Origin of the sequence: Brachymonas sp. J145, assembly GCF_036312245.1 — a bacterium.
Classification (GTDB): Bacteria; Pseudomonadota; Gammaproteobacteria; order Burkholderiales; family Burkholderiaceae_C; genus Brachymonas; species Brachymonas wangyanguii.
Map to the genome: position 1 here is coordinate 67,534 of NZ_JAZDCI010000011.1, position 19,792 is coordinate 87,325.

The following is a 19,792-nucleotide window of genomic DNA, read 5'->3' on the forward strand; positions in this document are numbered from 1 at the left end:
TCAGGCTGCCAGCGCCGCCTGGCGACCGCGCTGCACCCGCATCGGCCACAGGAAGGCCATGCCAAGCACAAAGAACAGGCTGCAGGCCAGAATCGCCACGCGCTGGTTGCCCGACGCGGCCCAGGTAATCAGGCCGTAGCTGATCGGCCCGAGGATGCTGGCCAGCCGCGTGACCGTGGTCCACAGGCCAAAGTATTCCGCCAGCTGCTGCGGCGGTGCAAACAGCCCGACCATGGCGCGCCCGGCTGACTGGCTGCTGCCCATGCACAAGCCGGCAATCGTGGCCGCCACCCAGAACTGCGGCTTGCCACTGGCCGATGCCGCCAGCAGGCAGACCATGATCCAGCCGACCAGCGTCAGTGCCAGCGCCAGCCGGTGGCCAATGCGGTCCTGCAGCTGGCCAAACAGCAGCGCCCCGAATGCCGCCGCCAGGTTCAGCGCCAGCACCATGATCATGGTTTCCTGCGATTCAAAGCCGATCACCTGCTCGGCATAGATAGCCGCCAGCGTGATCGCCACCGCCACGCCAGCCTGATAGCACACCGTGCTGCCGAGCAGCAGGCGCAGGTCCGGCAGTTGTCGGGTCTGCTGCCAAGTGTAGCGCAGCTGGCCAAAGCCATGCGCGATACCGGTGCGCGTGGTCTGCGCGCGTGGCCGTGCATGCTCGCGCAGCAGCGCAAACGTGCCCAGCGCCGGCAGCCCATACAGTGCCGCCGTGATCAGCATGGTCACCGCCACATACTGCCCGGCCGGCATGCCCTGCGCCTGCGCCCACAGCACGAAGGCCAGGCACACGGCCAGCGTCAGCATGCCGCCGGCATAGCCAAAGCCCCAGCCGAGTCCGCTCACTCGCCCCATCGCCTCGGGCCGCGCCAGCTCCGGCAGGAATGCCGCCGTGAGCGACTCGCCCATGCTGTAGAAGGTATTGGAGATGACAATCAGCAGCACCGCCAGCGCCACCATCCCCGGCTGCGCCAGTGCCAGCGCAGCCGTAAACAGCACGCACAGCAGCGTCACCAGCATCAGCAGCCGCTTCTTGGCGGCACGCTGGTCGGCCCAGGCGCCCAGCGCCGGCATCAGCAGCATCACGATGGCATTCGACAGGCCGATTGCCAGCGTCCACAGCAGCGTCGCCCAGCTGGTCGCACCAGCTACAGCCGAAACGAAATAGGCAGAGAACACCGCCGTGAGCACCACGGTGGTGTAGCCGGAATTGGCAAAATCGTACAGCGCCCAGCCAAACACCTCGCGCCGGCGCACACTGGGGTTGAGCGCCGTCTCAGGCAGCAAGGCGCGCATCGGCGATCAGTGCAGGTGGCGCTTGTTGCGGCCCGGGCCGCGATGGCCAGCCGGGCCGGAGCCGCTTGGCGGCTTGCCCAGTTCCAGCGATTCGACCAGCGCATCAAAGCGCTGTGTGAACAGCTTGTCCACCTCTTCCACCACGCCGCGCAGCTCGTTGCTGTCGAAGTGGCGCTCCATCACCGCGATCACATCCTGCACCAGCAGGTCGCGCTGGATCTGCATGATGGCGGCCGGCGTCGGGCCGACGAACACGATCATGAAATCGTCGCGCGCTTCCTCGCCACGATTCTCGTTGTCCTCGTCGTCGTATTCGGTGTCGTAGAAAGTGACCTCGATCGGCGCGCCGGTGCTGGCCAGTTCGTTGAGGTTCATGCACATGTCATCGATATGGCGGCGGAAACCTTCATCGCCGCGCACTGTCCAGCACATGCGCAGCAGATTCTGGCGCTGGTCGTACTGGATGCCGGGCTCCTCGTCATAGGCGCTGGCAGCGCCATCGGCGAGCGAGCGCGCACCCGCATACTGCCACAGCGGACGCAGCGCTTCGGCCACGTCATCGGTCGTCACTTCAGGATGCAGAGAGACCTCGCCGTGCACATGAATTTCAAAAGGGGGATCGTAATGTGCCATAGGATTTCTCTTGCTTTCATCATCTGGGGCGCACTGACTGCAGGCACCCGGTGCTGCAAGTGTACCGGAGCCCATCCGGCAACTGGTCATGATTTGTACACATTTGCCAAGCCCTTGCAAGCCGGAAAATGCCAGTCTGGCGCAGACAGGGTAAAATGCGGGTATTCCCTTCAACCAGCAAGAGCAGGAAAGGCAGCACGGGTTATGACACCGCGAACTAGCACCTCGCCCATGCACGGCAACCGCACTACGGCTGCCGGCACGCTGCCTGCGCGCCCGGTTTTCCCGGCCTGACCCGGAAACCACCCCTATCAAGCGCGGCACCCCGCGCTTTTTTCTTGCCCCCATTGATGCACACCATGATCCAGATCACTCTTCCCGACGGTTCCCAGCGCAGTTTCGAGCAATCCGTCACCGTGGCCGATGTCGCCGCCAGCATTGGCAGCGGTCTGGCCAAGGCCGCCCTGGGCGGCAAGGTCGACGGCAAGCTGGTCGATACCAGCTACCTGATCGAGCAGGACGCCGCCCTGGCCATCGTCACCGCCAAGGACGCCGACGGCCTGGAGCTGATCCGCCACTCCACCGCGCACCTGCTGGCCTACGCCGTCAAGGAGCTGTTCCCCGACGCCCAGGTCACCATCGGCCCGGTGATCGACAACGGCTTCTACTACGACTTCAGCTACAAGCGCCCGTTCACGCCGGAAGACCTGGTTGCCATCGAGAAGAAGATGACCGAACTCGCCAACAAGGACGAGCCGGTGCAGCGCCGCGTGCTGCCGCGCGACGAGGCCGTGGCCTTTTTCAAGGGCATGGGCGAAGACTACAAGGCCGAGATCATCGCCAGCATCCCGAGCAATGAAGACGTCTCGCTCTACCGCGAAGGCGCCTTCGAGGACCTGTGCCGCGGCCCGCACGTGCCCAGCACCGGCAAGCTCAAGCACTTCAAGCTGATGAAGGTGGCTGGCGCCTACTGGCGCGGCGACAGCAAGAACGAGATGCTGCAGCGCATTTACGGCACCGCCTGGGCCAGCAAGGACGAGCTGAAAGCCTATCTGCACATGCTGGAAGAAGCCGAGAAGCGCGACCACCGCAAGCTGGCACGCGAGCTGGACCTGTTCCACATCGACGAGCACTCCCCCGGTACCGTGTTCTGGCACCCCAAGGGCTGGACCATCTGGCAGCAGGTCGAGCAGTACATGCGCAACGTCTACCGCGACAACGGCTACCAGGAAGTGAAAGGCCCGCAGCTGCTCGACAAGGGCCTGTGGGAAAAGACCGGCCACTGGGACAAGTACCGCGAGAACATGTTCACCACCGAATCGGAAAAGCGCGATTACGCACTCAAGCCGATGAACTGCCCCGGCCACATCCTGATCTACAAGCAGGGCGTGCGCAGCTACCGTGACCTGCCGCTGCGCTACGGCGAATTCGGCCAGTGCCACCGCAACGAACCCAGCGGCGGCCTGCACGGCATCATGCGCGTGCGTGCCTTCACGCAGGACGACGGCCACATCTTCTGTACCGAAGACCAGATCCTGGCCGAATGTAGCGCCTTCACAAGCCTGCTGCAAAAGGTCTATGCCGATTTCGGCTTCAGCAACATCATCTACAAGGTCTCGACGCGTCCCGAGCAGCGCATCGGCTCCGACGAAGTCTGGGACAAGGCCGAGCACGCGCTGATGGAAAGCCTGCGCGCTTCCGGCTGCGACTACGTGATCTCCCCCGGCGACGGTGCCTTCTACGGCCCCAAGATCGAGTACACGCTGAAAGACGCCATCGGCCGGGAATGGCAGTGCGGCACGATCCAGGTCGACTTCTCGATGCCAGAACGCCTGGACGCCGAATTCGTCGGCGAGGATGGCGGCCGCCACCGTCCGGTGATGCTGCACCGCGCGATTGTCGGCAGCATGGAACGATTCATCGGCATCCTGATCGAACAGTATGCGGGCGCCCTGCCCTCCTGGCTGGCGCCGGTTCAGGTTGCCGTGCTCAATATCACCGATGCACAGGCCGATTACGCCAAAAACGTGGCAGAAACGCTGCGAAAACAAGGCATCCGGGTCATCACGGACCTGCACAACGACAAGATTACCTATAAAATACGCAGTTATGCCACGCAGAAGCTGCCGTACATCCTGGTCGTTGGCGACAAGGAAAAAGAGCACAACAGCGTGGCCGTGCGCGCCAGAGGCAACCAGGATCTGGGCGTGATGTCGGTGGATGCGTTCGCCGAACTGCTCCAGCAGGACATCGCCCGCAAGTCCCTGCAGACAGAAGCCCCTTCTGCCTGATCGCTGCCGGCGGCCAACCAGCAATGGATGGTCGCCTGTCTTGCGTGAACCTACCGTAACTGAAAAAAGGATATCTACCATCGCTACCGAATTTCGTGATCGCCGCCAGCGTGAAGAACGCAAGCACCGCCTGAACCGTGAAATCACGGCTCCTGAAGTACGCCTGTCCAGCCCGGACAACGAGCCCCTGGGCATCGTTTCCCTGCAGGAAGCCCTGCGCATGGCCGGAGACCTGGACGTGGACCTGGTGGAAATTGCCGCCACGGCCAATCCCCCGGTCTGCCGCCTGATGGACTACGGCAAGTTCAAGTACCAGGAACAGAAGAAGGCTGCCGAAGCCAAGGCCAAGCAGAAGGTCATCGAGGTCAAGGAAGTGAAATTCCGCCCTGGCACCGATGACGGCGACTACAACATCAAGATGCGCAACATCCGCCGCTTCCTGGAAGACGGCGACAAGTGCAAGATCACGCTGCGCTTCCGCGGCCGCGAGATCACGCACCAGCAGCTGGGCATGGACCTGCTGCAGCGCATCCGCGATGAGCTCGGCGACAGCATCGTGGTAGAACAGTTCCCCAAGCTGGAAGGCCGCCAGATGATCATGATGATCGCCCCTGGCCGCAAGAAGGCAGTCAGTCCCAAGGACAACAAGCCGCAGGCCGCTTCCGCGCCTGCAGCTGAAGCCGACGGCCAGTAAGGCTGTCGCACCCCGTCTGACAGGCGGCGCAAGCGGCCTGTCATTCAGTCGTTCCGGCAACGGAATCGGCAACAACAAGTGGCTCGGGGCCTGCAAGAGGATGTCAAGGTGACGTTCCGCCTCACGAGCACAACAAAAAAGGAGCATTCCAATGCCCAAAATGAAGACCAAGAGCAGCGCGAAGAAACGTTTCCGCGTTCGTCCGGGTGGTAGCGTCAAGCGTGGCCAGGCTTTCAAGCGCCACATCCTGACCAAGAAGACCACCAAGAACAAGCGCCACCTGCGCGGCGCAGTGGATGTCCATGAGACCAACATGGGTCACATGGCACAGATGCTGCCCAAGCAAGGCCTGTAATCAACTGACGAACAAGGAGAAATAATATGCCTCGCGTCAAACGTGGTGTAACGGCACGTGCCCGTCACAAGAAAGTCCTCGCCCTGGCCAAGGGTTTCCGTGGTCGTCGTGGTAACGTCTATCGCGTAGCCAAGCAGGCAGTCATGAAGGCTGCCCAGTATGCCTACCGCGATCGTCGTAACAAGAAGCGCGTGTTCCGCCAGCTGTGGATCACCCGTATCAACGCCGCTGCCCGTGCCAATGGCCTGACTTACAGCCAGTTCACCAATGGTCTGAAGAAAGCCGCCATCGAAATCGACCGCAAGGTGCTGGCCGATATCGCCGTGCATGATGCGGCTGCTTTCACCAGCATCGTGAACCAGGTCAAGGCCAAGCTGGCAGCCTGAGTCACGACGGGTTCACTGCGTCGCCTGTTGCCTGTCAACTGACACCTGGCGAACCCGCTGGCCAAAGCAAAGGGCTGGTCCTGCACAAGGTCCAGCCCTTTTTCCATGGCCTTCTGCCCCAGTCGCAGAGACCGCATCCACCCATTTGTCACCCAAAGCGGCGACAATGGCTGGATGCCGTTTCACGGCGTGCTGCCTTGCAGCACACTCCCGTATTCCCTTTGTCAGACCCAGGCAGCGCCTGCCGCGCTGCCACCATTGCAAGAATCCTCCATGAACGACCTGGAAGCCATTGTTGCCAGCGCGCAGCAGAGTTTCGACCAAGCCAGCACCCCGAATGACCTGGAAAACGCCAAGGCGCGTTTCCTCGGCAAATCCGGCCAGATCACCGAACTGATGAAGGGCATGGCCCAGCTCAGCGTCGAGGACAAGAAGACCCGTGGCGCCGCCATCAACCAGGCCAAGCAGGCGATCGAGGCCGCGCTGACGGCACGCCGCCAGGCGCTGGCCGAAGCCGAGCTGCAGGCCCAGCTGCAGGCCGAGGCGCTCGACGTCACCCTGCCCGGCCGCCAGCGTGGTGCCGGTGGCCTGCATCCGGTGACGCTGACCATGGAGCGCATCGAGCAGCTGTTCGGCTCGATGGGCTTTGAAGTGGCGCGCGGCCCGGAAATCGAATCCGACTGGTTCAACTTCACCGCGCTGAACACGCCGGAAGACCACCCGGCACGCTCCATGCACGACACCTTCTACGTCGAAGGCGGCAGCCTGCTGCGTACCCACACCAGCCCGATGCAGATCCGCCATGCGGTACAGCACGTCAAGCGCCACCAGAACCTGCTGGACGCCGGCCAGCGCATCCCCGAGGTGCGCGTGATTGCCCCAGGCCGTACCTATCGCGTGGACAGCGACGCCACCCACTCGCCGATGTTCCACCAGTGCGAAGGCCTGTGGGTTGGCGAGAACATCAGCTTCAAGGACCTGAAGGTGGTGTTTACCGAGTTCTGCCGCAAGTTTTTCGAGAGCGATGACCTGGTGCTGCGCTTCCGCCCGAGCTTCTTCCCGTTCACCGAGCCCAGCGCCGAAATCGATATCCAGTTCCAGAGCGGCCCGCTGGCCGGCAAGTGGCTGGAAGTGGCCGGCAGCGGCCAGACGCACCCGAACGTGATCCGCAACATGGGCCTGGATCCCGAGCAATACATCGGCTTTGCCTTTGGCATGGGCCTGGACCGTTTCACCATGCTGCGTTATGGCGTGAACGACCTGCGCCTGTTCTTTGATGGCGACGTGCGCTTCCTGAGCCAGTTCCGCTGAACCGGCTGACCGCACTGCCGCCCTCCCCGCTGACCGCATTCCTGTCCTGAATATCCCATGCAATTCCCCGAATCCTGGCTCCGTCAATTCTGCAACCCGCCCCTGAGTACCGAACAGCTGGCCGACACCCTGACCATGGCTGGTCTGGAAGTCGAAGAGCTGCGTCCGGTGGCGCCGCCCTTCACCTCCATCGTCGTGGCCGAGATCAAGGAGGCCGAACAGCATCCCGATGCCGACCGCCTGCGCGTGTGCAAGGTCGATGCCGGCACCGGCGAGCTGCTGCAAATCGTCTGCGGCGCACCCAACGCGCGCCCCGGCATCAAGATCCCCTGCGCCATGGTGGGCGCAGAGCTGCCGCCCGGTGAAGACGGCAAGCCGTTCAAGATCAAGGTCGGCAAGCTGCGCGGCGTGCAGAGCTTTGGCATGCTGTGCTCCTCGCGCGAACTGGGCCTGTCCGATGACCACGGCGGCCTGCTGGAACTGCCGGCCGATGCGCCGGTCGGCCAGGACATCCGCGAGTACCTGGATCTGGACGACACGCTGTTCACGCTCAAGCTCACGCCCAACCTGGCGCACTGCCTGAGCGTGTACGGCATCGCGCGCGAGGTGTCGGCCCTGACCGGCGCGCCGCTGCAGGCCCTGCCTGAAGCCAGCGTCGCCGTCAGCAGTGACGATGCCGTCAAGGTCACCGTGGAAGCCCCTGAACTGTGCGGCCGTTTCAGCGGCCGCGTGATCCGGGGCGTCAACACCGAGGCCGCTACCCCGGGCTGGATGGTGGACCGCCTGGCACGCTGCGGCCAGCGCAGTGTCTCGGCCCTGGTGGACATCTCCAACTACGTGATGTTCGAGCTAGGCCAGCCTTCGCACATCTTTGACCGCGACAAGATCCATGGCTCCGAACTCAACGTGCGCTGGGGCCGTGAGGGCGAACAGCTCAAGCTGCTCAACGGCAACACGGTAGCGCTGGACAGCCAGGTCGGCGTGATTGCCGATGCGCAGGAAGTGGAATCGCTGGCCGGCATCATGGGCGGCGACGCCACCGCCGTCGGTGACGACACGCAGAACGTCTATGTCGAGGTCGCCTTCTGGTGGCCCAAGTCCGTGGCTGGCCGTTCACGCCGCTACAACTTCAGCACCGATGCTGGCCACCGCTACGAGCGCGGCGTCGATCCGGCGCGCACGCTGCAGGTGGTGGAACGCATCAGCCAGCTGATCCTGGAGATCTGCGGCGGCGAGGCCGGGCCGGCCAGCGATGTGCAGCCGGCTATGCCGCAGGCCAAGCCGGTCACGCTGCGCGTGGATCGCGCCAGCAAGGTCATCGGCATGCCGGTCACGGCCGAGCAATGCCTGTCCGCGCTGCGCGGCCTCGGTCTGCCGAGCGAGCTCGATGGCAATCTGATCACTGTCACGCCGCCGAGCTACCGCTTTGACCTCAGCTGCGAAGAAGATCTGATCGAGGAAGTGATCCGCATCATCGGCTACGACAACCTGCCGACGACACCGCCGCAAGCCCCGATCACACCCAAGATTTCGCTGGAGACGCAGCGCAACCCGTTTGCCGTGCGCCGCCAGCTGGCCGCGCTGGGCTACCAGGAAACCATCAACTACAGCTTTGTCGAGGAGCGCTGGGAGCGTGAGCTGGCCGGCAACGATAACCCGATCCGCCTGCTGAACCCGATCGCCAGCCAGATGAGCGTGATGCGCACGTCGCTGATCGGCTCGCTGCTGAACGTGGTCAAGTTCAACCTGGACCGCAAGGCCAGCCGCGTGCGCGTGTTCGAGGTCGGCCACATCTTCCTGCGTGACGATTCCGTGGTGGACAGCGATACCACCGTGGCCGGCTTCAATCAGCCGATGCGTGTTGCCGGCATGGCCTACGGCGCGCTGAACGTGCCGCACTGGGGCAATGCCAAGGAAGGCGCAGCCGATTTCTACGATGCCAAGGGCGATGTGGAAGCGCTGCTGGCACCGCAGCGTCCGGTATTCGAGGCCGCCGAGCATCCGGCACTGCACCCGGGCCGCTGCGCCCGCATCCTGCTGGATGGCCGTGCAATTGGCGTGGTGGGCGAACTGCACCCGCGCTGGCGCCAGGCCTACGAGCTACCGCAGGCCCCGGTGCTGTTCGAGCTGGACTGGGAAGCCGTGCTGCAGCGCCCGCTGCCGCATTCGCAGCCGGTGCCCAAGTACCAGGCCGCCGAACGCGACATTGCCGTGATCGTGAAGGAATCGGTCACGCACGACCAGCTGATCGCAGCCGCCCGGGCCGCACCGACGCAAGGCCTGCTGCGCAGCGCCAGCGTGTTCGACATTTTCCGCGCCAAGGCCGGCCAGGCCGTGGACTGGCTGGCCACCGACGAGAAAAGCGTCGCGATCCGCCTGCTGCTGCAGAACGATGCCGCTGCCCTGACCGACGAGGCGCTGGAACAGGCGCGCCAGGCGGTGCTGAACCAGCTGATCAGCAGTGTTGGCGCACGTCAACGCGGCTGATCGCAGAACACGCTACCATTACGCTCCTGAACCTCTTGCTGCACGACCATGGACATTGCCCTCGACTCCCTCGAAACCCCGACCCTGACCAAGGCCCAGCTGGCCGAAAAGCTGTTCGACAACATCGGTCTGAACAAGCGCGAAGCCAAGGACATGGTCGACGCCTTTTTCGACCTGATCGTGCAGGAGCTGGTCAAGGGGAATGACGTGAAGATCTCCGGTTTCGGCAACTTCCAGCTGCGCTCGAAGTCGCCGCGCCCGGGTCGCAACCCGCGCACTGGCGAGCTGATCTCGATCGACGCACGCCGTGTCGTCACCTTCCACGCCAGCAACAAGCTCAAGGCCATCGTGCAGGGCGACGAGCCCTCTCCCGGCGACGAGGACTGAGACGGCACTGGCACCTGCCACCTCCGGTGGCGCATTGGGTATGCCGGCCAAGTCCCTGATTTGCACCGGCATTGGCGTATGATGATGGAGTTTTTGTCTCCTATACAGGCACATGAGCAGTACCGAACTTCCCCCGATTCCAGCGAAACGCTATTTCACCATTGGTGAAGTGGCCGAGCTGTGTGGCGTCAAGCCACACGTGCTGCGCTACTGGGAGCAGGAATTCACCCAGCTCACGCCCATGAAGCGACGCGGCAACCGCCGCTACTACCAGCACCACGAGGTGCTGATGGTGCGCCAGATCCGCAACCTGCTGTACGAGCAGGGTTTCACCATCAGCGGCGCGCGCCACCAGCTGGAGATGAGCAAGAACAGCAAGTCTGCCGCAGCCGCTGCTTCCAGCAGACCGGCCACCCTGCCCGTTCACCCGGACGTCAAGAGCAGCGAACTGCCACCCATCACCGATGTCGGCAGCCTGCGCAAGGAGCTGGAAGCCATCCTGGGTTTCCTGTCCTGAGCCATTCCCCTCTGAAGATTTTCACAGGCGCTTGAGAAAATCCTCAAAAACAAGCTATAATTTATGACTTCGGCGTGTGGCGCAGCCTGGTAGCGCACTTGCATGGGGTGCAAGGGGTCGCGAGTTCGAATCCCGCCACGCCGACCAATAAAAACAACGGGTTAGCTCTTCTGGAGCTAGCCCGTTTGTCTTTTCTGGAGGAAGATTCTCCTCCTCGTCTCCCCAAGGTCTCCCTTTGTGCCTGGCTGGTGCCTATTTTCGGCCGGCTTCCCGCATATGCTGCGCCATGGCATGCTCACCGCGCGTTTCCAGGCCGTCTGCTGCGCCCAATCGGTCCCGATCTTCCTTATTCTGGCCGAGCTTGAACTTGCCGGTGATGCTGTCGACAAAAACCTCGATGCCGACGATTTCCTTCAGCTGATCGAACAGGAAGTCGTGCTCGGCATCCTTCATTTTCCAGGGCTTGGCCTGCGTGACCTCCTGCTGTCGCGTCAGGCGAGCCAGCACCCCGAGCAGAAAGCGCTGGTCTTCGCGCAGTTGCACACGGCCACGCACATGGACCACGCGGTAGTTCCAGGTCGGTACCTGGCGATGCGCCTCTTCCTTGCTCGGGTACCAGCTGGGCGAGATATAGCTGTCGCCGCCCTGAAAAACCAGCAGCACCGGCTGGCCGTCCTGCAGTTGCTGGCACAGCGGATTGGCGCGCGCCATATGGGCACGCAAGCTTCCCGTTTCAGGATCGAGATAAAACGGCAGGTGGTTGGCCACGGGCAGGCCATCCGGACCCACGTTCACCAGCGTGGCGAATGGAAATTCGGCGATCAGCTGCTGCAGCACGTCTGGTCGTGTTTCGTGGAACTGTTCTGGCAGGTACATGGCATGCGCTCCGATCAATGAGGCTGTCCGCATGATAACCAGCGGGCATCGGCCTTGCCCCGCCCGGGCCATGACACCACCCGAGATTTCATATAGTGAATAGTTATGATTTTATTTCCCCTCAACACATTCGGAAATACAGGCTAAAGGCCTGAAATCGGTTTTTTTGCGTTTATTCTGGTAACAGGTAAAACCAATTTTCAGCCGGAGCCGCCGGATCGGGCCTCTTGTGTGTCCATCCGGCTCTCTTGTCTCCCTTCTGCAGGGAAGGTTCCGCGCTACGTGATGCCCCCATTCAGACCGGGACTGCAGTTCTGCCCGGCCCAGCAAAGGAGAAACACACGATGATGACTGTCGGATTGATGGGTTATGGCAAGGCCGGCCAGGCCGTGGCACGGATCCTCGCCAACGACCCACGCTATCAGCTCCAGTGGATCATGCGCCGCTCGGCGCCCCCGGACAGCCACATGGAAGAACGCCCGGAGATTCCGATCGTTGGCCTGGACGAACTGGATCTGGAGCAATGGCTGGACGACCACCCGGTACAGGCCATCGTGGATTTTTCCGATGCGTCCAGTGTGGCGCGTTATGGCGAGATCGTCGCGCGCCGCGGCATCATGCTGGTGACGGCGATTTCCTCTTACGACGACGAACAGCTGGCTTTCGTGAAGCGACTGGGCGACAAGACGCGCGTGATGAGTTCGCCCAATATCACGCTGGGGATCAACTTCCTGATGCTGTCAGCGCGGCTGCTGCGCACGATTGCACCGTTTGCCGATGTCGAGATCGTGGAGCAGCATTTCCGCGACAAGCCCGAGGTGTCCGGCACGGCACGCAAGCTGGCGGAAAAGCTCGACGTCGATCCCGACAACGTGGTGTCCCTGCGCGTGGGTGGCATCGTCGGTCACCACGAGGTGATTTTCGGCTTCCCGCACCAGACCGTGCGCCTGATCCATGATTCGATCCGGCGCGAGGCCTTTGGCACTGGCGCGGCCTTTGCCCTGGCCGAACTGGCGCAGTGCGATGTCGGCTTCCACTCGCTGGATGACCTGATGCTGCACCGCTTGCGCTCGGAGTTGCTCGAGCCCCACCATTGACTATCAGCTGTCGCTACCCGCTTGCGGCTTGAAGCGCCGCAGCCGCAGCGCATTGCCCAGCACAAATACCGAGCTCATCGCCATGGCGCCAGCCGCAAATACCGGCGACAGCAGGATGCCGAAAGACGGATAGAGCACGCCGGCCGCCACCGGAATCAGCGCCGTGTTGTAGGCAAAGGCCCAGAACAGGTTCTGCCGGATATTGCGCATGGTGGCGCGTGACAGCGCGATCGCGTCCGACACCGCGGTCAGACGGCCGGTCATCAGCACCACATCCGCTGCCTCGATGGCGATATCGGTGCCGGTCCCCACAGCCAGGCCGATATCGGCTTCGGCCAGCGCCGGCGCGTCATTGATACCATCCCCGACAAAGGCCAGCTTGCCGTGCTGGCGCAGCTGCTGGATGGCGGCGACCTTGCCATCGGGCAGCACCTCCGCCACCACCTCATCGATGCCGAGCTGGCGCGCAATGGCATCGGCGGTACGGCGGTTGTCGCCGGTGACCATGGCCACGCGCAGGCCCATGGCATGCATGGCCTGGATCGCGGCGGGCGTCGTCGGCTTGATCGGGTCGGCCACAGCCAGGATGGCGGCCAGGCGGCCATCGATCGCGGCGTACATCGGCGACTTGCCTTCATCGCCCAGGCGTTGCGCATCGGCGGCAAAGCCATCGACAGACAGGCCGAGTTGTTGCATGTAGCGATCGGCACCGATGTCCACGCGCTGGCCACCGGCCTCGGCGGCAATGCCAAAGCCCGTGACGGAATCGAACCGGCTGACGTCGGGCAGGGTCATGCCCTCGGCGGCAGCCACAATGGCGCGCGCAATCGGGTGTTCGGACTTGCCTTCGGCGGCGGCCAGCAGCGGCAGCACCTGCTCGCGCGTGAAGCCGTCAGCCAGCACCAGATCGGTCAGCACCGGGCGACCTTCGGTCAGGGTACCGGTCTTGTCGAAAGCCACCACCTGGACCTCCTGCAGCGTCTGCAGCGCCTCGCCCTTGCGGAACAGCACGCCCAACTCGGCACCACGGCCGGTACCGACCATGATGGAAGTCGGCGTGGCCAGACCCATGGCACAGGGGCAGGCGATGATCAGCACCGCCACGCCATTGACCAGGCCAAAGGTCAGCGCCGGCTCCGGGCCGAACAGCAGCCAAACCAGGAAGGTCAGCACCGCCAGCGCCATCACCGCCGGCACAAACCACATGGTGATGCGATCGACCAGGCCCTGGATCGGCAGCTTGCCGCCCTGCGCCTGCTCGACCATACGAATGATTTGCGCCAGCATGGTGGATTCGCCAACCGCGGTGGCGCGAAACGCAAAGGCGCCGGTCTGGTTGACCGTGCCACCCGTCACGCTGGCACCGGCGGTCTTCTGCACCGGCACCGGTTCGCCCGAGATCATGCTTTCATCGATCCAGCTGTCGCCATCGGTCACCTCGCCATCGACCGGCACGCGTTCGCCCGGACGCACCTCGACGATATCGCCGGGGCGCACTTCGGCAATCGACACTTCCTGCACACTGCCGTCGCGGCGTACGCGCGCCGTCTTGGCCTGCATGCCGACCAGGCGCTGGATCGCTTCTGAGGTGCGGCCCTTGGCGCGTGCTTCCAAGTAGCGACCGAGCAGGATCAGCGTGACGATGACCGCCGCCGCCTCAAAATAGACGTTGACGGTACCCGCCGGCAACAGGCGCGGCAGAAAGGTGGCCACGATGGAAAACGCATAGGCGGCCGAGGCGCCCACCGCCACTAGGCTGTTCATGTCCGGTGCAGCACGGAACAGCGCCGGAAAACCCAGCGTGAAGAAACGCCGGCCCGGTCCGGCCAGCACCAGCGTGGTCAGCACGAACTGCAGGTACCAGCTGTTCTGCATGCCGATGGCGTCCTGCACCCAATGGTGCATTGCCGGGATCAGGTGCGATCCCATTTCCAGGATAAACACCGGCAGCGTCAGGATGGCGGCCAGCCACAGGTCACGTTTCAGGGCGGATTGTTCGGCCTGCTTGCGCTGTTCCAGCTCCTGCTGCATGGCGGCGCTGTTGCTGGCCTGGCGCGCCGGATAGCCGGCACGCGTGACGGCATCGATCAGGGCCTGCACATCGGCACTGCCGTGCACGGTGGCGCGCTCGGTCGCCAGGTTGACGCTGGCGCTGCTGACACCGGGCACCTTCTTCAGCGCCCGCTCGACACGCGCCACGCAGGAGGCACAGGTCATTTCCTCGACCGAGAGCTCAATAGTCTGCTGCGGCACGGCATAGCCGGCCTTTTCGATTGCGGCAATCAGGCTGGCGCGATCAGCACCGTCCACCGTGACATCGGCGCGTTCGGTCGCCAGGTTGACGGCGGCATCGCTGACGCCGGGGACTTTCTTCAGGGCGCGTTCGACCCGGCCTACACAGGAGGCGCAGGTCATGCCCTCTACGGGCAGGCTGATGTTGTCGGCTGGCATGTTCTTGTCCTATTTGCGGTATGGTGCTCATCATCGTCCACACACTCTGCCAGCTAGGGTAAGCCTTGCCATCATGTCAAGGTCAAGCGCGGCTGAAAGACCTTGACCGGGATCATGGCATGGCAGAAACAGGCACACTGGAAGCCTGCCTGCACACGCAAGGAGTCGCATGAAGATCGGAGAACTGGCGCGCGCCACCCACACCACAGCCGAAACCATCCGCTACTACGAGCGCAGCGGACTGCTGGAGGCGCCGCCGCGCAGCGAAGGCAATTACCGCCTCTACACGCCGGCGCATGTGGAGCGGTTGTCCTTTATCCGGCATTGCCGAAATCTGGACATGACGCTGGACGAAATCCGCGCGCTGTTGCGCTTCCAGCAGGAGCCGCTGCAGAACTGCGCCCAGATCAACGATCTGCTCGACGAGCATATCGGCCATGTCGCGGCGCGCATCCGTGAATTGCAGGCACTGGAACTGCAGCTGCAGGCATTGCGCGAAACCTGCCGCGAGGCGCGCCAGGTCTGCGAATGCGGCATTCTGCGCACGCTGCAGGAACATGCCCAGCAGGATCCCGAACCCGCTTCCACCCCGTCTGCCGAAGGCCATGTGCATGGGACGCACGGCCTGGGCGGACGCCCCTGACCAGGAGTATCGCTATGCAAACCCCGCAACGCATTCCCCCGCGCAAGGCCGAGATCGGCGACGGCATGGCCGTGGCGCGCACCCTGCCCTCGCGCCTGCAGCGCACGATTGGCGCCTGGTGCTTTCTGGACCATGCCGGTCCGGCGACTTTCGCGCCCGGCCAGGGCCTGCGCGTCGGCCCGCACCCGCATATCGGCCTGCAGACCTTTACCTGGATGCTCGAAGGCCAGGTGCTGCACCGCGACAGCCTGGGCCATGTGCAGATGATCCGGCCCGGTCAGGTCAACCTGATGACCTCCGGCCACGGCATCAGCCACACGGAAGAATCGGCTCCGGGCGAGACGCGCCTGGACACGGCGCAGTTGTGGATTGCGCTGCCGGAAGCGCTGTCGCACATGGAACCCGATTTCCAACACTATCCGGAACTGCCACGCTGGCGCCAGGGCGGTCTGGAACAGACACTGCTGGTGGGTGACTGGCTGGGCTACACCTCGCCGGTGGAGATACATTCTCCGCTGCTGGGTGTGGACCTGCTGGCGCAGCAAGACGTGGCGCTGCGGCTGCCGCTGGAACGCGATTTTGAATACGGCCTGATGCCGCTGACCGGCCCGGCCAAGGTCAATGGCGAGGCGCTGGACGCCGATGAGCTGCTCTACCTGCCGCCCGGCCAGGACAGTCTCCAGTTGCAACTGCCGGCCGGCACGCGCGCCCTGCTGATTGGCGGCGAGCCGCTGCCGTCCACGCCGACGATCTGGTGGAACTTTGTCGGCTACAGCCGCGAAGCGATTGCCCAGGCACAGCAGGATTGGGAAAGCGCCAACGGCCGTTTTGGCCAGGTGGACGGCTTTGACGGGCCACCGCTGGTGGCGCCACGTGTGCCGTGGGCTGTGCGTTGACGGAAGCACTTATGCCCATGCCCACCCTGCTGATCGTCTACCACAGTCTGACTGGCGGCACGCTGCAGATGGCACAGGCCTTTCAGGCTGGCGCCAGCGCGGCAGGCGAAGTGCAGGTACGCCTGCAACACGCTGCCGCTACCCAACCCGACGATGTGCTGCAAGCCGACGGCCTGGTGTTTGCCACGCCGGAAAACCTGGCCAGCATGAGCGGCATGCTGAAGGATTTCTTTGACCGCTGCTACTACCCGGCGCTGGACCGCATCCAGGGCCGGCCCTATGCCACGCTGATTTGCGCTGGCAGCGATGGTAGCAATGCGGCACAGCAGATTGCGCGCATTGCCACCGGCTGGCGGCTCAAGCCGGTCGCCGAACCGATCATCGTCTGCACCCATGCGCAGGAGCCGGAACAGATCCTGGCGCCCAAGCAGATTCCGGTGGAAGAGCTGGAGCGCTGTCGGGAGCTGGGAGAGGCGATGGCGGCGGGGCTGGCGATGGGGGTGTTCTGAGGTCCTGTCCTCAGGTTCAGAAGCCCCAGCGCAGGTTGCGGATGGTGCCTATTACGCCATTGACGGTTTCCAACGCTCGGTTGGCAGTGTTCAGTGTGTCCTGCACTTCCTCAGTCTTGGCGCGACGTTTGACGGTATCCAGCGCCAGTTCCTCCACAGCATTGCTGCGCTGGCGACGGTGCTGGCGCAATTCGCTTTCGGACAGTTGTGCCACGCTGCGGTTGCGTCCCTGCTTGACGGCTGCAGTATCGTCACCGGTGGCGTAGCTGCTCACAGTATTGTCCGTGGCGCAGGCTGTCAGCAGGCTGACCAGTATGGCAGCGGCAATCAGATGGTATTTCATCGCATTCCCCCTGCTACATCAGTAGATGAGATATGCGGCAGCATTGCCGCCGGTGGCACGCTGGATCGCATCAGCCTGATCCATCAGGGATTCGCGCTCTTCCTGACGGAATTCGGCGCGTTCCTGTCGCTCAGCGGCGCGGATCTGTGCAGACTGGACTGCCAAATCGGCTGCTGCCGCCGAATCGATCTGACGATGGCCCGTGACGATGCTTGTACAGGCACTCAGGCCAATAGGGGTCGTCTCAGAAAACGGAAAATAAAGCACGCTAAGCGTGCGTGGAGGCTGGCACCCAGCGGTACAGCGTCGGAATGGACACGCCGAGGTTCTTGGCCACGTCCTTGGGCGGCACCCCGCTGGCCAGCAGCTTCTTGGCCGACTCGATCTTGCTGTCGGTCATCTTCGGCTTGCGGCCGCCTTTGCGGCCGAGCTGCTTGGCGACTTCCAGCCCGGCGCGGGTGCGCTCGACGGTCAGCTCGCGCTCCATTTCGGCAAGGCTCGCCATGACGTGGAAGAAGAACCGCCCGGATGGTGTGCCGGTGTCGATGGAGTCGGTGAGGCTCCTGAACTGGACACCGTGCTTGTGCAGATCGCCGACCAGATCGACCAGTTGCTTGACCGACCGGCCCAGCCGGTCGAGCTTCCAGACGACCAAAGTATCGCCTTCGCGCAGCATTTCGAGCGTCTTGGCCAAGCCAGGCCGGTCTGCCCGCGTGCCACTCACCTTGTCCTCGAAGACCTTTTTACATCCGGCCTTGCTCAAGGCTTCGCGTTGCAGCTCCAGGTTCTGATCCTGCGTCGAGACGCGCGCATAGCCAATCAACATGGCTTGTCTCGCGCCCGGTCGATGCGTTCCTGCATCGCCTGCATCACTTCTTCGTGGGTGTACGATCTGGCGTTGGCGTCGGTGGCTTGCCGCAGGGCTTCCTCAACCTCGCGCGTCATCCGCTCGTAATCCTCCGGCCACAGCGCTTGCTCCATGCGCAGCGACGCCTGACCCAGCAGGTGCAGCAGGCTGAACAGCCGCATGTCGTTGGTGGCGACGATGCGCTCCCGAATCTGCTCCTGAATAGCTTCGCTAGCCCGATGCGCTTGTGGTGTGGCAGTCCCCTCGTAGTCAGCGGGGAATTCCGCTTCCTCGGCAATCCTTGCCCAGGCGCTGGCCAGCGCCTCGATGGTTGACGTGCTCATTTCCGCCGCTCCTGTGCTCTTTGGCGAATCAACCGGCCAAGGGGCCTCGACGCGAAAACCAGCAGCATCACGCCTATCGGATACCAGGTCGAGAAGACCACCAAGGCATCGAAGGCTGGCCGTCCGGTGTTGGTAGGCAGTACGGCGGTCACAGCCATCAACCCGCCGACCGTCCAGATGATGCGCCACACGTAGGGCATCACGCGGGGCACGTAGCCGTCATCGAAAGCGGTCTGGTAGTAGCGGCGCAGGCCGCGCTCGGCAAGCGCCTGGCGCTGCCGCTCCGACAGCGCATCCGTCCGGCCATACCAGCGCCGGAATGGTGGACAGCGCAGCAGCAAAGGGGTGAAGAGGATCATCACCGCCACGATCGCGACACCCCACGCCATGACGGCGCCGGCATCGGGCCGCTTGGCGTTCTCGATCACGGGCGCGAAGACGCCCGGAGCACCGATCATCCAGAACAGCGCAATGTGCTGATGGAAGGAGAGCTTCATTTGCTCATCCACTTGCGCAGCAGGCTGAATCGACCCGGATCTACTAGACACTCGCGAGCCGCTGGTAGTGACGTTTTTCGAATTCCATCGGGGATACCGCCCCGCATGTATTGTGGCGTCGTTTGGGGTTGTAGAACATCTCGATGTAGTTGAAGACATCGGCCCGCGCATCCTGCCGGGTGGAATAGATCTGGCGACGAATCCGCTCGCGCTTGAGCAGTTGAAAGAAGCTCTCCGCCACCGCGTTATCGTGGCAGTTGCCGCGCCGACTCATGCTGCTGACCAGATTGTGCGCGCGCAGCAACTTCTGCCAATCCTGCCCCGTGAACTGACACCCCTGATCGGAATGCACCAGAACCGACTCCTTGGGCTGCCTGCGCCAGATGGCCATCAGCAGCGCGCTCAAAGCCAGATCGCTATCGATGCGACTGCCCATGGACCAGCCAATAACCTGCCTGGAGAATAGATCAAGTACGACAGCCAGGTACAGCCAGCCCTCGTGCGTGCGGATATAGGTGATGTCCGTCACCCATGCCTGATTGGGACCCATCGGCGTGAACTGCCGATTCAGATGATTGGGAGCCACCACGGCAGGCCTGCCGCCCCGGCTGCCATGGCGGCGCCGATAGCCCGTCTGTGAACGGATACCTGCTGCGCGCAGCAGACGTGCCACACGATGCTTGCCGCACGGCTCACCCAGATCGCGCATGTCCAGAGTCAGCTTGCGGTACCCATACACGCAGCCACTTTCCAGCCAAGCTTGCTTGAGCAGGCCCAGCAGACGCTGGTCATCGCGTTGCTTGTCGCTGTAGGGTTTGTGCTTCCAGGCGTAATAGCCGCTGGGATGGACCCTCAGCACCGAACATAGACGGCGTACCGCGTGTACACCCTCATGGCGCTGGATAAACGCGTACCTCACCCGGACTGCC

The 19,792-nt window shown here is 63.4% G+C and carries 22 protein-coding genes and 1 tRNA gene; 13 read left to right on the forward strand and 10 right to left on the reverse strand.

Annotation, left to right across the window (positions count from 1 at the left end; genetic code table 11):
* Positions 1-1,299 (reverse strand): MFS transporter, encoded by a 1,299-nt coding sequence (locus tag V1261_RS09990; RefSeq protein ID WP_329771587.1) that lies wholly within the window; start codon positions 1,297-1,299, stop codon positions 1-3.
* A 6-nt stretch (positions 1,300-1,305) separates the two neighbouring features.
* Positions 1,306-1,932 (reverse strand): DUF6806 family protein, encoded by a 627-nt coding sequence (locus V1261_RS09995; RefSeq protein ID WP_329771589.1) that lies wholly within the window; start codon positions 1,930-1,932, stop codon positions 1,306-1,308.
* Between the two features lie 359 nt (positions 1,933-2,291).
* Between V1261_RS09995 and thrS the strand changes: the two genes are divergently transcribed.
* From thrS to V1261_RS10040, 9 genes are all read left to right on the forward strand, one after another.
* Entirely contained in the window at positions 2,292-4,223 is a 1,932-nt protein-coding gene (thrS, locus tag V1261_RS10000) for a threonine--tRNA ligase (protein ID WP_329771590.1), read from the forward strand.
* Between the two features lie 70 nt (positions 4,224-4,293).
* Positions 4,294-4,917 carry a translation initiation factor IF-3 gene (infC, locus tag V1261_RS10005; protein ID WP_329771606.1) on the forward strand — a complete coding sequence of 208 codons (624 nt, stop codon included), beginning with the start codon at positions 4,294-4,296 and terminating at the stop codon, positions 4,915-4,917.
* Between the two features lie 151 nt (positions 4,918-5,068).
* Positions 5,069-5,272 carry a 50S ribosomal protein L35 gene (gene rpmI / locus V1261_RS10010; RefSeq protein ID WP_018715890.1) on the forward strand — a complete coding sequence of 68 codons (204 nt, stop codon included), beginning with the start codon at positions 5,069-5,071 and terminating at the stop codon, positions 5,270-5,272.
* A gap of 26 nt (positions 5,273-5,298) precedes the next feature.
* Positions 5,299-5,658, forward strand: coding sequence for a 50S ribosomal protein L20 (rplT, locus tag V1261_RS10015; protein WP_026320743.1), 360 nt, complete (start codon positions 5,299-5,301; stop codon positions 5,656-5,658).
* 273 nt (positions 5,659-5,931) lie between these two features.
* On the forward strand, positions 5,932-6,969 hold the full coding sequence (pheS, locus tag V1261_RS10020; protein WP_329771591.1) for a phenylalanine--tRNA ligase subunit alpha: 1,038 nt from the start codon (positions 5,932-5,934) through the stop codon (positions 6,967-6,969).
* Between the two features lie 57 nt (positions 6,970-7,026).
* Positions 7,027-9,456: a phenylalanine--tRNA ligase subunit beta gene (gene pheT, locus V1261_RS10025; RefSeq protein ID WP_329771592.1), complete on the forward strand. Its 2,430-nt coding sequence runs from the start codon at positions 7,027-7,029 to the stop codon at positions 9,454-9,456.
* Positions 9,457-9,504: 48 nt separating this feature from the next.
* Positions 9,505-9,843, forward strand: coding sequence for an integration host factor subunit alpha (locus tag V1261_RS10030; RefSeq protein WP_329771593.1), 339 nt, complete (start codon positions 9,505-9,507; stop codon positions 9,841-9,843).
* A gap of 112 nt (positions 9,844-9,955) precedes the next feature.
* A complete protein-coding gene (locus V1261_RS10035) occupies positions 9,956-10,360 on the forward strand; it encodes a MerR family transcriptional regulator (RefSeq protein ID WP_329771594.1) in 405 nt (134 codons plus the stop codon).
* Between the two features lie 70 nt (positions 10,361-10,430).
* A tRNA-Pro gene (locus tag V1261_RS10040) sits at positions 10,431-10,507 on the forward strand.
* Positions 10,508-10,612: 105 nt separating this feature from the next.
* On the opposite strand, the gene V1261_RS10045 is transcribed toward V1261_RS10040, so the two are convergent.
* Positions 10,613-11,236 (reverse strand): FMN-binding negative transcriptional regulator, encoded by a 624-nt coding sequence (locus tag V1261_RS10045; RefSeq protein WP_329771595.1) that lies wholly within the window; start codon positions 11,234-11,236, stop codon positions 10,613-10,615.
* Between the two features lie 344 nt (positions 11,237-11,580).
* On the opposite strand from V1261_RS10045, the gene V1261_RS10050 reads away from it, so the two are divergent.
* A complete protein-coding gene (locus V1261_RS10050; protein WP_329771596.1) occupies positions 11,581-12,333 on the forward strand; it encodes a dihydrodipicolinate reductase C-terminal domain-containing protein in 753 nt (250 codons plus the stop codon).
* 3 nt (positions 12,334-12,336) lie between these two features.
* Here V1261_RS10050 and V1261_RS10055 read toward each other — a convergent pair whose 3' ends face one another.
* On the reverse strand, positions 12,337-14,784 hold the full coding sequence (locus V1261_RS10055; RefSeq protein ID WP_329771597.1) for a heavy metal translocating P-type ATPase: 2,448 nt from the start codon (positions 14,782-14,784) through the stop codon (positions 12,337-12,339).
* A 169-nt stretch (positions 14,785-14,953) separates the two neighbouring features.
* Here V1261_RS10055 and cadR point away from each other — a divergent pair, with 169 nt between their 5' ends.
* From cadR to V1261_RS10070, 3 genes are read left to right on the forward strand one after another with little or no spacing between them, the layout of a single operon-like run.
* A complete protein-coding gene (gene cadR / locus V1261_RS10060) occupies positions 14,954-15,427 on the forward strand; it encodes a Cd(II)/Pb(II)-responsive transcriptional regulator (RefSeq protein WP_329771598.1) in 474 nt (157 codons plus the stop codon).
* A 14-nt stretch (positions 15,428-15,441) separates the two neighbouring features.
* Positions 15,442-16,323 (forward strand): pirin family protein, encoded by an 882-nt coding sequence (locus V1261_RS10065; RefSeq protein WP_329771599.1) that lies wholly within the window; start codon positions 15,442-15,444, stop codon positions 16,321-16,323.
* Between the two features lie 11 nt (positions 16,324-16,334).
* Positions 16,335-16,832 carry a flavodoxin family protein gene (locus V1261_RS10070; protein WP_329771600.1) on the forward strand — a complete coding sequence of 166 codons (498 nt, stop codon included), beginning with the start codon at positions 16,335-16,337 and terminating at the stop codon, positions 16,830-16,832.
* 16 nt (positions 16,833-16,848) lie between these two features.
* Here V1261_RS10070 and V1261_RS10075 read toward each other — a convergent pair whose 3' ends face one another.
* The 6 genes from V1261_RS10075 to V1261_RS10100 all read right to left on the reverse strand — a co-directional run.
* The gene (locus V1261_RS10075) at positions 16,849-17,175 is read right to left on the reverse strand and encodes an NGK_0946 family protein (RefSeq protein WP_329771601.1); all 327 of its coding nucleotides are present in this window, start codon (positions 17,173-17,175) and stop codon (positions 16,849-16,851) included.
* 18 nt (positions 17,176-17,193) lie between these two features.
* A complete protein-coding gene (locus tag V1261_RS10080) occupies positions 17,194-17,442 on the reverse strand; it encodes a hypothetical protein (protein ID WP_329771602.1) in 249 nt (82 codons plus the stop codon).
* A gap of 1 nt (position 17,443) precedes the next feature.
* The gene (locus tag V1261_RS10085; RefSeq protein WP_003100847.1) at positions 17,444-18,001 is read right to left on the reverse strand and encodes a recombinase family protein; all 558 of its coding nucleotides are present in this window, start codon (positions 17,999-18,001) and stop codon (positions 17,444-17,446) included.
* Complete coding sequence (locus V1261_RS10090) at positions 17,995-18,366, reverse strand: hypothetical protein (RefSeq protein ID WP_003100853.1); 372 nt, start codon at positions 18,364-18,366, stop codon at positions 17,995-17,997. The genes V1261_RS10085 and V1261_RS10090 overlap by 7 nt, the downstream gene beginning before the upstream one ends.
* On the reverse strand, positions 18,363-18,863 hold the full coding sequence (locus V1261_RS10095) for a hypothetical protein (protein ID WP_003100856.1): 501 nt from the start codon (positions 18,861-18,863) through the stop codon (positions 18,363-18,365). Before V1261_RS10095 ends, V1261_RS10090 begins: the two co-directional genes overlap by 4 nt.
* A 43-nt stretch (positions 18,864-18,906) precedes the next feature.
* On the reverse strand, positions 18,907-19,792 hold an 886-nt coding region (locus V1261_RS10100), incomplete at its 5' end, for an IS3 family transposase (RefSeq protein WP_329771603.1).